This window comes from Mucilaginibacter sp. (assembly GCF_041663085.1).
Lineage (GTDB): Bacteria > Bacteroidota > Bacteroidia > Sphingobacteriales > Sphingobacteriaceae > Mucilaginibacter.
Window position 1 is genome coordinate 17,776 of the sequence record NZ_JBAZRC010000039.1, and the last position, 13,806, is coordinate 31,581.

Genomic DNA, 13,806 nt, shown 5'->3' on the forward strand with positions numbered 1-13,806 from the left:
GAACAAATATGTATCATAAATTTATATTTAAATTATGGCTTTGTTTACTTGTTACCGGGGCGCTGTCGTTAAAGGCAGCAGCCCAGGACACGAAACTGACCTTCACCGGTAGTAAAGTAACAATAGCCAGTATTATTGACCGCCTGCAAACAGTTTACAAATACAAGGTATCCTATGATGCCGATCTGAACACCGCACGGACGGTTGATCTGTCGTCGACCTCCATCAGCCTGAACGAGCTATTAAAAAGAGTAGAAGACCAGGCTGGTGTTGATATTAAAACGATAGGCACCAACCTGGCTATCAAAAAGCTTGATTTGATCAACATTAGCGGTGTTACCTATTCAGCAGATGATAACCAACCCTTGGCTGGCGTAAACATTATAGATGCCGGGAAACACCTGCTCGGCATAACAGATGTCAATGGTAAATTTAATATTAAAGTTAGCAGTGGTAAAAATGTAACCTTTACCATGCTCGGTTTTCAGCCGCAGGTTTTGGTTTACACAAAAGCAACTATAGATGCTAAGGTTATAATGTCTGTTGCCAGCAACGCCTTAACCGAAGTGGTTGTTACCGCCTTAGGTATAAAACGGGACGAAAAAGCCCTGGGTTATGCTGTAACTAAAATAAAGGGCGAGCAGCTTACAAACGCCCTATCCAATAACTGGACGGACGCACTCTCTGGCAAAGTTGCCGGCTTAAGTCTTATCCGTTCAAACGGCGGACCAGCAGGTTCAAACAAGATTATTTTGCGTGGCGAAAGCAACCTGACAGGTGAGAACGACGCGCTGATAGTGGTAGATGGTGTGGTTATTAATCATGGTGGCGGTCGCGCAACGGGTAGCGGCAGTAATGCCTACCTCGACGCCGAATCGCCGATAGATTTTGGCAGTGGTTTAAACGATCTTAACCCCGAGGATATTGAAGATGTTACGGTATTAAAAGGTCCTGGCGCAGCGGCATTATACGGCCAGCGTGGCGCAAACGGTGCTATCATTATTACAACAAAAAAAGGCCGTATCCGAAAGGGGATAGGGGTAACCTTAAACTCAAATACCGCAATTGAACAGATCTCGCGCTGGCCTGATTACCAGTATGAGTATGGCCAGGGAGCTGCCGGCGAAAGTTATTATTCGTTTGGCAATACGTCAGATGGCGCAAGCACACGCAGTACCAGCTCTGCCTGGGGACCAAAGTTTGACGGTCAATCATATTTTCAATACGATCCTGTCACTCATACCGGTGGAACAACCCGTACGCCATGGGTAGCTTACCCTGATGCCCGCAAAAGCTTTTTCGAGACGGGAAAAACGTTTACTAATAGTGTGACGCTTGACGGCGGTACCGACAAAACTTCAGTACGTTTCTCGGCTACCAACGTGCACAATACCTGGATCATACCAAATACGGGTTACGACAGGAATTCGGTAGCCTTATCTGCAGATCAAAAAGTTACCGATAAATTACAGATTTCGGCCAAGATCAACTATACCAATAAAACTAGTGATAACCTGCCATCCACAGGTTACAATAACCAGTCGCTGATGTATTGGAACATGTTTTGGGTTCCTAATGGAAACTTGGATTGGTTAAAAGATTATTGGTTGCCGGGCAAAGAGAACATCGCGCAAAGTTATCCTTTTAGCAGTTTCCCGGATAACCCTTACCTGATCACCAACCAAATGCTTAACAAATCAAACCGTAATGATCTGTTGGGTAATATCCAGGCTACTTATAGTTTTACGAAAGACCTGAGCCTGATGGTGCGCACTGCCTTAACCAGCTCGTTTGACCAGCGCTCGCAGCAACGCCCGTACGATACCGAGAAATTTAGAAAAGGGATGTACCGTACGCAGGATATTTACTCGCAGGAAATAAACAGCGATTTCCTGTTGCGTTACAATAGAAAAATAAGCAAAGATTTTACCGCATCTGTATCTGTAGGTGGTAGCATGCTGACCAACAATTACAACCGCGACGAGATGCGGGCGGATTCCTTACTTTACCCGGGTGTGTTTACTCTGGCAAATAAGGCTGGCGTATTGGTTGCACTGCCGTACCGGAGTAAGTACAAAATCAACAGCTTTTATGGGCTGGCCACCGTGGGCTTTAAAGACTACCTGTTTATGGATATCACCGGCCGTAACGATTGGAACGGTGTATTGGCATCGGCCAACTCCATAAAAAACGTATCGTTCTTTTACCCGTCAGTAAATTTAAGTGCCATTGTTTCCGAGATCTTTCAGCTGCCAAAATTTATCTCTTACGCAAAAGTCCGCGGTTCCTACGCGAGTGTGGGCAGCGGCGGCCAAGACCCGTATCTGACGTCCTACAACTACCTGCCAAACAGTACTTTCCCGGGCGGGCTGGTTAACCCAACGCTGGTAACCAACCCCGACCTGCGTTCTTTGCGCACTACAAGTGCCGAGGTTGGTGCCGATGTGCGGTTCTTTAACAGCCGCTTAGGTATTGATATCGCTTTGTATAAAAGCCATACAAAATCACAAATCCTGCGCAACGGCCTCGATCCGGCATCGGGTTATAACGAAGCGGTTATCAATGCGGGTGATGTAGAAAACAGGGGTATCGAGATCCAGGCCAATGGTGCACCCCTCCAAAACAAGAATGGATTAAACTGGAATATTACCTATACTTTCTCGGCCAATAGCAATAAAATAGTATCACTAACTGATGGATTGCCTTTAACCCTGCAAACAGGCCCGGCAAACAGAGGTGCAATAGTTGCCCAGGTTGGCGGTAATATGGGTGCAATATACGGCCTCGGTTACCAGCGCGCACCCGACGGGCAGATCATCTACGAAAACGGATACCCGAAACTTACCGATAGTACCAAATATATTGGTAATGCTATCCCAAAATGGAAAATGAGCATAGGTAACCAGTTTAGGTACAAACAGTTCAGTGCAAGTTTTTTGTTTGATGCGCAGTATGGCGCGGTTGGTTACTCGCTTACGGCCGCTATCCTTGGCGAACAGGGTAAAACAGAAAATACGGTACCCGGGCGATACAATGGTATCATTGGTAACGGGGTGATTAGAAACCCAGACGGCACTTACCGCAAAAACGATGTGGTGGCCGAAAGTATTTATACCTACTACAATGCCCACTTTGGCCGCGATAACGTGGAAGGCACAACATACTCAACCGATTTTATAAAGCTGCGCGAGGCAAGGCTCGATTACGCTTTGCCGCCAAAAGTATTGAGCGTGCTTGGCTTGCAAAAAGCAACAATAGGGTTATACGGGCGCGACCTGTTCACCATCACTAAATGGCCCGCCTTCGACCCGGAGTTTGGTACGCTTACGCTAAACGCACAGGGAACATCAACTATAGCACGCGGCTTTGAACTGGGGCAATTCCCGTCAACTCGCACCTTCGGTTTTAACTTAACTGTAGGCTTTTAATCCATAAAAATGAAAACAAAAGCATATATCATTCTCGCAATATTTGTAGCTGCAATGTGCACAACATCGTGTACAAAAGATTTTAAGGAGCTTAGCATAAACCCGAATACTGTAGATCACGCGTTGCCGCAGGCGCTGTTAGCGCCTGTTATAACCGATATTGTTGCCGGTAATATGAACCGTAGTCAGCGCATACAAAACGAGTTGATGCAGGTTACCGTTAATATGGGCGATGGCGAAGGGAAGATCTTCAGGTACGATATCCGTAAATCTGAAGCAGATTACCTGTACCGTAACTGGTACCTTGATTTGACTAACCTTAATGACGTTTATAAAGGCGGCGTTGAGACAGCCAGTAACACTTACCAGGCTATTGCATTGATATGCCGCTCATGGGTGTTCTCTATGCTTACCGATACCTACGGCGATGTACCGTTCTACGAAGCCAACATGGGTAAGGAAGGTATATTTACGCCAAAGTTTGATAAACAAAAGGATATTTATACTGAACTGTTTAAACAGCTGGAAGAAGCAAACACCCTTTTAAAAACCGGTGCAGACGTACCGGCATCAAGCGACCCGCTTTACGCCGGCAAGGCTGCCAGCTGGCGGAAGTTTGGTAACTCCCTTTACATCAGGTTGCTGTTAAGGTTATCTGGCAAGGTCGAGATGAACACCCCGGCAAAGATCGCCGAGATGATAGATGCCAACCCGGCAAACTACCCAATAATGACCAGCAATGCGGAGTCGGCTATTTTAAGGTGGTCGGGTACCGCTCCCTATGTGTCGCCATTTGCAACCTGGCGCCCGGCTGACTGGTATACGCCTAAGCTGGCCAGCTTTTTTGTAGATAACCTGAATGCCTGGAGCGACCCGCGCATTGGGCGTTGGGCGACACTTTCTGAAGGCGAATATGCCGGCATCCCCAGTGGGTACCTTCCCGGCCAGCCGCCAGCTGCTAAATCAACGTTGCTAACTACATTACAGACAGAGCCACTGCTGGGCAACGTGATGAACTTTTCTGAATTGCAATTTGCGCTGGCAGAGGCGGCCGCAAAAGGGTGGGTTACTTCAAAATCAGCACAATTGTTCTACGAAACGGGTGTTACCAACGCTATAACGCTATGGAATTTACAGGTGCCCGCAGGCTATTTGGGTTTTGCGCAGATAAAGTGGGATGACAGCTATACGCTTGAACAAAAGATGGAGCTTATACATAAACAAAAATACTACGCTCTGTTCTTTACCGACTTGGAACAATGGTTTGAGTATCGCCGTACGGGGCACCCAGTTTTGCCTAAAGGCGCGGGCCTTGAAAATAAGGGCACGATGCCGGCAAGGCTCAACTATCCCTTTTATGTACAAACAACCAATACGGCTAATTATAACGCAGCGGTAGCTGCACAGGGTGTTGATGATATAAACACACAGGTTTGGTGGCAAAAACCATAAGTTTTTCACGTAATGAAAAGATATACTTTAATGAAAACAAGATTTTTATACATCGCTTTTTGTTTGATAACGATGGCGATAACAGCCTGCCAGAAACATGATTTTGCAGGCGGAGAGCTTAGCCCGATCATCGCCGTTGGCGATTTACGCACTCTTTACAAAAGTAGCGATGTTACCTTATCGAAAGACAAGTTGCTTGGCGCTACCCAAATTATCGGCACCGTAATTTCTATGCCTGATTCGGGTAACGCACCGCAGGGTCTGGTGGTAATGCAAAACCTGCGTAGGGGTATGTTACGTGGTATTGCGTTCCCGCTGGGAGAGGCCGCAGCAAATTACCATTCGGGCGATTCCCTGGTGATCAATATTGAAGGTACAACTTTAAAGCGCGTTAACGGTTCCTTACAAATCGTAGGGTTAACTGAGGCTGCAATTACCAAAGTATCTGCAGGTAACCCGGTAACGGTACAGGCATCGTCAAGCTATTCCATCAAAACTAACCCTGAGCAATTTGAAAGCACACTGGTGAAGGTAAAAACGGCAACGATATCTCCCGCGCCAAAACCGGACGAAACCTATGCCGGCGACCGGTACCTTGTTAACGGTGCGGACAGTATTATTATGCATACCGAGGCTACTGCAAAGCTTGCGGAAGCAAAACTGCCTGCCAGCGCGTCGGTAGCGGGGTTATTATTGGTGGGTAATGATGCCAATGGGGCTGAAAACTTCCAGCTATGGCCGCGCGGCATATCTGATATAAGCGATATCACCAAACCTTCCGATCCGAACGCTTCACTAGGTAAGTCACCAGTAGTTATTACAGGCTACATAAACGATACAAAAGGTGCTGACGGGAATTACGAATATTTGCAGTTCAGGGCTACGCGCGATATTGATTTCAGCAAAACGCCAATGGCAGTAGTTACCTGTACCAATGCAGGCGCAGCAGCACCGAACCCGGGGGATGCCCCGGGAGCAGGCTGGGCTACCGGTGGGGGGCGTTCGTATAAATTTAACCTGACCGAAGGGGCAGTTACAAAAGGCGAGTTCTTTTACGTTGGTGGCAGCAATAAACGGATAAACGGGCCAAATACCACTGACATAAGCGGCGCAAAATGGATCAGGGCGATTGCTTATGTAACCAGCGATGGGGATGGTTTTGGCAGTGCAAGCACCGGTTTATTACCAAATAGCGGGAACGCGGGCGGTGTTGCTGTTTTTGACGGTATCACCGTTACGGAAGCTTCGGTACCTGTTGACGCAATTTTGTTTGGCGGCACAGGCAAGGCAACCATCTACAATGCGACAACCAACAAAGGGTACCGCGTTGCCGATAATGATCATTATAGCTCGATAGATGGTGTGCAGCCGTTCTTTTACCAAGGCACCAATACTTATGTTATACCGCACTCGACACCGGCAGATATGGGTTTCTTTGTGAAACTTGGCGGCAGCTTTGATGCAACGGCTAAAACTTGGACCATCCCAAGGGCATTTAAATTTTACCAGATGCAGCCAACATCTGATCTTTCAGAAATTGAAAGCGGTGCCGACGTAAATGTGATGACAAACTAGTAACTGTTACGGTCCAAATCTAAAAAGCGCCTTAATGACAAATTAAGGCGCTTTGTGTAACAAGATTCCAACAAACTTTTATATAGGTGTTATACTTTGGTATATTGTATTATGTTAAAACCATTTTTATACATATCGCTGTGTATAGCGTTTGTTAATTCCGCATCCGCGCAGAAAAAATATGCTGCGTCAGATATTCATTCACATAACGATTACTCAAGGCCCGAGGCTTTTTATCATGCTTTTAATGCGGGTGCAGGCGCTATAGAGGCCGATGTATACCTGCGTAATGGCAGGTTAGTTGTAGCCCATGATACCACCGCCGCGAAGCAGCAGCTCTCGTTCAACAAAATGTACCTGCAACCCTTCCTGAAGGAATTTAAGGCCCGACCAAGGCCACTTAACCTGGTCATAGACCTGAAAGAAGCATACGCCCCCATATTAGCCGAATTGTTAAAAGAATTAAAGCCGCTTAAAAGCCTGATAAAATCGGGCAATAACAATAAGACGCTCAGTATTATTATAACAGGTAACCGCCCGCCACCTGCCTTGTACAATAAATATCCAACCTACATTACTTTTGATGATGACCTGCAATTACCACATACATCCGAGCAATGGAAACGTGTTGCGCAGGTAAGCCTTAATTTTGAAAACTACTCTAAATGGCAGGGCGAGGGTATGTTACCGCCTGTAGATGAAAAGGTGCTTAAATCAATAATAAATGCCGTACATGCATCCGGTAAAAGGATCCGATTTTGGGCTGCGCCAGATAATAAGGCCGGCTGGCAAAAGTTAATGGAACTAAAAGCCGACATCCTATCTACCGATAAAATAGATGAGCTAAAAGAGTTGCTAAAAAAACCGGGTAACTAGTTTTTCTTGGCAGGTAGTTTCGCTCTTTCGGCCCTTACCTCGGCTTCGGTTATTAGGCTGCTGTTGTTGCCAAAATTGTTACGCACATAGGTAAGCACGCTGGCTATTTCCTTATCGCTTAAAAAATCATGCGGTGGCATTGCGCTGTTGTAGGATATGCCGCTAACTTTTATAGGGCCGCTCACGCCTTTTAACATTACCCCAATAGCCACATCTTTCTCCATGAATTTACCACCCGTTACCCAATCTGATCCACTTAACGGCGGAAACATATTTCCATCGCCTTTGCCATTTTGCTGGTGGCAGTTTGTGCAATAGGTGTTATAAATTTTAGCGCCGCCGGTTAGCATACCCTTCATCAGGTTGTTTTTAACCGGGTCGGGATCTTTTAAGCTTGGCAGCTGTTTACGTAATTCTATTTTGGCCAGTTGTGCAGCGCCAAATTTAGTTTTATCGCCGGTAAACGCAATTTTCCAAACCCGCCCTTTTTCTGTATCACTTACATATAGCGAACCATCAGGCCCCATGGCTAACCCCATTGGCCGGTAAACCGCATCGCTTACGCTGGTTATGGTAGTGCGCCCGGCAAATCCATCCGCAAAAACTTCCCACTTACTGGTTGGCATACCGTTTTTAAAGGGTACAAAACAAACCACAAACCCTGCCTGCGGATATGGCGACCGGTTGGTAGACCCATGAAAAGCAATAAAAGCCCCGTTCTTATACCTTGCAGGGAATTGGTTGCCGGTGTAAAAAAGCAGATCATTAGGTGCCCAATGCGCCGGGAATGCCATTAGCGGTTGTGGGTATTTAGCGCCGTTTTTCAAAATTTTGCCGTTACCGCCATACTCGGGGCTTAATACACGTTTTTTGATGAACGGATCGTAGTAATAATAAGGCCAGCCGGCGTCGGTGCCTTGTTTTATTTTTAAAAACTCCTCGGCAGGTAATACCGCGCTTTGCCAGCGACTAAACAATTTAGGGAATTGCAGGCGAAGATCATCCCGGCCATGGGCCATCGCATATAAACAATTGTCGCTGGTGTTCCAATCCATAGCAACCACACTCCGTAAACCTGTTGCATATCTGATGCCGTCTTTTTGCTCCTGTCCGGTTTTAGCTTCGTCAAACTGCCAGATTCCACCGTATTCTTTCAACAATGGGCAGCCCTCTATACCCGGCGAGCCGGGCACACGGTTTTGCACCTGGCATGCGTTTGACGGAGCCCCAAAAGCAACGTACATATGCCCTGCATTATCAAAGGCAATGGGCTTGGCATCATGCTCGTGCGGGCTGTTGGCATCATGCACAATTAACTCCATCGGGCCATCGGGTACCAGTGTTGCCGGGTTAAGTTTGGCGCGGTACACATTTACTTCCGAGCTAAAATACAGGTAACCTTTGTGTACCCTCATGCCGGTACCATAGCTGCCTTTATCATCGTAATTACCAAACTTTTGTATGATATCGGCTTTGCCGTCGTTATTGGTATCGCGCAAGGCAACGTTTCCGCCTATGCTATCCGGGAACCTTAGTTTTACATAAATATCGCCGTTGGTGTTTACGGCCATGTGGCGGGCTTTTTCGGGCAGGGCGTTAACCACTACCGTTACTTTAAAGCCCGGGGGCAAAAACAAATCGGGTTTTGTATCAGCGAGCCTATTCTTCCTGATGACGGTAAAACCCAGTAGCAGAAATAAGGATACAAAACCGGTTATGGAGCAGGCTTTACGTAATTTGAGCATATAATTTAAACGCTTCGACTATTCTAAATTGTACCCTATTGCTTTTAATACCCCGTTCTTTTTTATTTCAAAAAGATCTTCGGCATAAGCACCTGTTAACGGGAAAGCTCTACCGTTTTCAATCTTAAAGTATGGCTCGGGGTACTCTTTATTAATAATGTGTGGATATTCATTAGAAACGTCAAATGAAAGAGAATCTTTAAATGATAGTTTAACAGGCGGCACTTTTTTAACAAGTTTCTGGTCATACCTGTAAGGATCACCTGGGCTTGCCCATCTGCCATCTGCAGTTGGGTAAACATCAAAAAACTGATATTTTTCGTGAGTAAATTTACCGCAACCTTCATTTACAAAAATCATCACATACTTATATTTAGAAAATGGAGGCGTTCCATAATGATCAAATGCTACAAAGCTTATCGTATCGCCTTTATAATCGCCATACATGTTTTTAATTATCTTATACTTTGATTCGTACCGGCCATCAATTATATGAACGTAATTGCAATAGTACAAATCGACTCTTTTAACGGCTATTTTTTCTGCAATAAATACGTGGATGCGGCGTTTTTCATCGCAATGTTCTATGGGGGTACACACTTCAGGCTCCATTTTTATGCTGATAACCTTTTGCTTGATAAGATCAGACACTGCATGTTTTTGGGTGATGAAGCTATTTGATGTAAATATCAAGTTATCAGTTAGTTTAGCTTTTATTTTAAATTCCCCGTTTTTCTTAGGAATAACAACATAGTTGGTGTTTTTAAATAATGCCATCAGTTGAGCTTGACTATCCGTCCACAATTTTGATGCTTCATCACTACCGCTTTTTGTATGGAGCTTGTGTAATTTATCAAGCGTTTTATACATTGCATGAATTTGCTTGCTTATGGTGTCATTCAATATGACTCTTATTGGTAAGAACTCATCCCTATGGGTTAGGGTGTCTTTAACCACCCCTTTTACTAAAACGGTTTGTGAAAAAACAGTGCAGTTAAAGAGTAAAAGCAATAAGGTAATTAGTGTTTTCATTGCTGCCAATTTACCCGATAGAACATTATAACATGTCAGATTTAACAAATCTTAACTAAATGCCATAATAAGAAAAGGCCACTTAATATATAGGCGGCCAATTAGCGACTTGGATATCAGTATGCCAGTTTCTTACGCAGGAATAGTAGTAACCCTGTGATAAGCAAGCCAAACACCAGGTATCCTAACGCGAGGGATGAGGGATCTTTAATAGCTATAAAACCAAATAATACCGAGGTGACAAACGATGTTACCAGGTATGAGCCTCCGCTTGTTAAACCACTGGCAACACCTGCATTTAGCGGAAACCGGGTTAAGCAATAGGTAAAGAACAGGTTATAAATAAACCCGCAAATAATATTGATCAATACTACAAACATCATCAGGAACGGCAGGCTGGTGTAAACGGGGGTAAGAACATACATTAGCCCAATTAAAACCAGTTGTGTAATATTAGCCAGGATAAGTTTTTTTGACAGCGATCCAAATTTTAAGGTTTTACCTAAAATGCCTCCAATAAAAATGGATGTACCCGATAGCAACGCGCAATAGCCTGTTGCAACAGATGATAGATGGAACAGGTGTTCAACAATAAACGGTGCCGACATAGAGAAGATCATCAGGGTACCGAAACATACGCCCAAAACAACTATTCCAAAAGTAAAATCAGCCGATGAGATCAACGTACTGTACACTTTAAATATAGCCTTAGGATGAAACGGGTGTTTTACATTGATAGATTCACCACTGTAGATGAGCTCTAACAAAAACATAACCACGCCATAGATGCCCAGTACAACAAAGTTGGATTGCCAGCCGAAGCTTTTTTGAAGATAGCCGCCAAAAAATGGTGCCAGTATCGGCGCTGTTGCCCAAACAATAGATAACATGCTGGTGTAATGCCTGCGTTTTTCGCCGGTATAAACATCAACAAAAAAGGCCCGCTTACCTACAATAATAAAGGCCGTGGTTATACCCTGTACCACCCGCATCAGATAAACAATGTGGATATCGGTAGTAAAAACAATTACAAAACTGCTTAAGGCAAATACCAGCAGCGATGCCAGGTTGATGCGGTAGCGGCCAAAGCTATCGATAATAGAACCTACAAATAGTTGGGCAATACCATAGCTCAATAAAAAACAAATAATGGTATACTGTATACTTGATGGCCCCACTTTAAATGACAAGGCCATATTGGGGAACGATGGCAGATAAATATCTGTAGCCAGGCCCGAAAGCGGAACAAGGGCGAATGCCAGGATAGTTGCCCTTTTACGGTTACTTTCTGTAATGGTATTGGATTTAGGAGCCTCCTCAATAAGTTCTTCGGTCTGATCGTTCATTATGTTATATATAGTAAATTTTTGAGTTTTATTTTTTGATAAGCTGTGCCTGTATCAGGCTTTTAAGCTGGTTTATGATGGCTGCCATTTTTGCACTGCTCCCGGCAATGCGGCAAACCATAATGCCGCCTTGTACCAGGGCAAACATTACTGTAGCAAACTCCTGATAGTTCCAGTCGGGTTTAAAAATGTCCTTATGTATTCCGTCTTTAATGATTTCTTTCAGGAATTTATGCCGCATTTCTATAGCCCTGTTTACCCGTTCTTTTACCAAAGGGAAGTTATCATCGGCTTCCATACCAAAATTCATCATTGGGCAACCGCCGGGTACGGTAGGGTTCATGGGGTCGCGGTAAACATCCAGGTAGGCCAATAGCTTTTGGTAAGGATCATCAATGTGATCCATTGAGGTACTAAGCTTTTTGTTTTGCAGGCCCAGGCTATATTCAAGCACAGCAAATGCCAGCGAATCTTTGTCCTCAAAGTGTACATACAGGCTACCTTTAGATAACTTTGCAGCTTCCATAATATCGCTCATTGATGTGCCGAAGATCCCCTTCTTATTAAAGATGGGAGTGGCCCGTTCAATAATCATTTGTTTAGTGCTTTCTCCTTTTGACATAATAGAATTGATGCGCAAATATAAATGACCGCTCGGTCATTTATAAGGCAAAGATTTATCTTTACATAACAGCAACAATTCTACAGATGCATTAAATGGCTATTTATTAAATACAGGTAATTATTAACAAAAAAGGCAGCTCCTTTCGGTCGGCCCTTTTGGTTATATAATACGTTGGTAATTACTCTTTCGGGTTGGGTTGCCCTGTGCCTGTAGTGATCAGGTCGCGTAAGCTGTTTTGTATATAGCCTGTCCATGCATTCTCACATATCTTGTAACACTCATGTGCTGGCACTAAGCCTATATGTGTAAACCGGATCTGTGTATGTCCATCCTTTTCAGCTATCTCAAAGCTAACTTTTGTACCTATCCACTCGCTTTGGTCTTTAGTGAAATTAAAGTAGTTATCCAACACCCGCCAAACCACTTTTTTGTTGGGCACAACGTCTGTTAATTTCATGGTACATTGATGAAGATCCTTAACTCTATAGGTAAATACATCATTCAATTTCTCTGTACCGCCTTCAATATTTTCTGACCACCATCCGCGAACGTTATTAATGGCGTCAAAAGCTTCTTTTGGTGATTGGTCTACCAAAATAGTTGTGGTGAAATCCTGATTTTCCATAATTTCTTATTTTTTATTCATCTTTTCGTTTAATAAATTTTCCAGTTTTTTCAACTTACTGCTCCAAAAGGTATCGTAATACGCTAACCATTCCTGTAATTCTTTAAAGCCGTCTTCTTTAAGTATACAGTGCCTTTCGCGGCCAATATCCTCGATAGAGATAAAACCTGCAGTATGAAGCACCTTTATGTGCTTGGAAACGCCAGGCCGGCTTATGTCAAAATTATCGGCCAGTGAATTAATGGTCAGGCTGTTCTCAGAGAGCAGGTGCAATATTTGCCGGCGACTTGGGTCGGCAATCACCTGGAATGCATCAAGCTTGTGTGCTCCCATTTGCTGCGTTGTTAAGTATGGTCAGAATTTTTGTGATATGTTTTAACCAGCCCTCGTTCATCGAGTTGAACATCTTCATAAAAGCCGCTCCCTTAAACCCGTCATGTATTAACAACAATTCGGTGCCATTATCTTTCTCCGTCAGCGTCCATGTCACTACCGAGTTGGTTACCTTACCGGTACCCGGGCCAAACTGCCATGAGTAAACCAGTTTTTTAAGCGGCACAACCTCTAACACTTTGCAGTGGAAAGTCCCATCGAAATTCATTTCGGGCATTGGGCCCGCCTTAAATTTAAATTCGTGCCCTACAATGGGCAGAAAATCGCTTTTCATTAACCAGTGCGCCATTAGCTCTGCATCGGTGAGGTACTCCCAAACCGCCTGGGGCGGGTGAGGATAAAATAATTGATGTTGAATCACTTTTTCCATGATAGGTAACTTTTAAGTTACTCAAATATATATGTAACTCTTGAGTTACGCAAATTAATTTGGAAAAAATAAAAAGGTATAGTAAGGCATAGTTGGCTAAAACAATTTAGCTAAATTAGCACTAACCAATATTAGCCTTATGCATGATCAATAGTATGATGTAGCTTCGGGCTTTACCGTAAACCAACAATACCTTTAAATGAAATACATTTTTACTTTAATACTATTTGTTCTTAGTGTTTTTTTATTCAAAACAAGCGTTGCCCAATCAGGCAGTGGGGTGGATATAAGCAGTAACAGGCCATGGAACTCTTATTGGATAGGTGCACCTTACGATTT

At 44.1% G+C, this 13,806-nt stretch carries 11 protein-coding genes; 4 read left to right on the plus strand and 7 right to left on the minus strand.

Annotated features, from left to right (window positions below):
• Positions 1–8: 8 nt before the first annotated feature.
• From WC615_RS09790 to WC615_RS09805, 4 genes are all read left to right on the plus strand, one after another.
• Positions 9–3,428, plus strand: coding sequence for a SusC/RagA family TonB-linked outer membrane protein (locus tag WC615_RS09790; RefSeq protein ID WP_372977922.1), 3,420 nt, complete (start codon positions 9–11; stop codon positions 3,426–3,428).
• 9 nt (positions 3,429–3,437) lie between these two features.
• Positions 3,438–4,880: a SusD/RagB family nutrient-binding outer membrane lipoprotein gene (locus tag WC615_RS09795; protein ID WP_372977923.1), complete on the plus strand. Its 1,443-nt coding sequence runs from the start codon at positions 3,438–3,440 to the stop codon at positions 4,878–4,880.
• Between the two features lie 30 nt (positions 4,881–4,910).
• Positions 4,911–6,455, plus strand: coding sequence for a DUF5689 domain-containing protein (locus tag WC615_RS09800; protein ID WP_372977924.1), 1,545 nt, complete (start codon positions 4,911–4,913; stop codon positions 6,453–6,455).
• Positions 6,456–6,566: 111 nt separating this feature from the next.
• Entirely contained in the window at positions 6,567–7,331 is a 765-nt protein-coding gene (locus WC615_RS09805) for a hypothetical protein (RefSeq protein ID WP_372977925.1), read from the plus strand.
• Here the strand turns inward: WC615_RS09805 and WC615_RS09810 are convergent.
• From WC615_RS09810 to WC615_RS09840, 7 genes are all read right to left on the minus strand, one after another.
• Entirely contained in the window at positions 7,328–9,076 is a 1,749-nt protein-coding gene (locus WC615_RS09810) for a c-type cytochrome (protein WP_372977926.1), read from the minus strand. The genes WC615_RS09805 and WC615_RS09810 overlap by 4 nt on opposite strands.
• Before the next feature lie 18 nt (positions 9,077–9,094).
• A complete protein-coding gene (locus tag WC615_RS09815; protein ID WP_372977927.1) occupies positions 9,095–10,108 on the minus strand; it encodes a hypothetical protein in 1,014 nt (337 codons plus the stop codon).
• A 116-nt stretch (positions 10,109–10,224) separates the two neighbouring features.
• Positions 10,225–11,454 carry an MFS transporter gene (locus WC615_RS09820; RefSeq protein WP_372977928.1) on the minus strand — a complete coding sequence of 410 codons (1,230 nt, stop codon included), beginning with the start codon at positions 11,452–11,454 and terminating at the stop codon, positions 10,225–10,227.
• Positions 11,455–11,482: 28 nt separating this feature from the next.
• A complete protein-coding gene (locus WC615_RS09825; protein ID WP_372977929.1) occupies positions 11,483–12,076 on the minus strand; it encodes a TetR/AcrR family transcriptional regulator in 594 nt (197 codons plus the stop codon).
• A gap of 181 nt (positions 12,077–12,257) precedes the next feature.
• Positions 12,258–12,704, minus strand: coding sequence for an SRPBCC domain-containing protein (locus WC615_RS09830; protein WP_372977930.1), 447 nt, complete (start codon positions 12,702–12,704; stop codon positions 12,258–12,260).
• 6 nt (positions 12,705–12,710) lie between these two features.
• Positions 12,711–13,037: an ArsR/SmtB family transcription factor gene (locus WC615_RS09835; RefSeq protein WP_372977931.1), complete on the minus strand. Its 327-nt coding sequence runs from the start codon at positions 13,035–13,037 to the stop codon at positions 12,711–12,713.
• A complete protein-coding gene (locus WC615_RS09840) occupies positions 13,018–13,467 on the minus strand; it encodes an SRPBCC domain-containing protein (protein ID WP_372977932.1) in 450 nt (149 codons plus the stop codon). The genes WC615_RS09835 and WC615_RS09840 overlap by 20 nt, the downstream gene beginning before the upstream one ends.
• Positions 13,468–13,806: the final 339 nt, after the last annotated feature.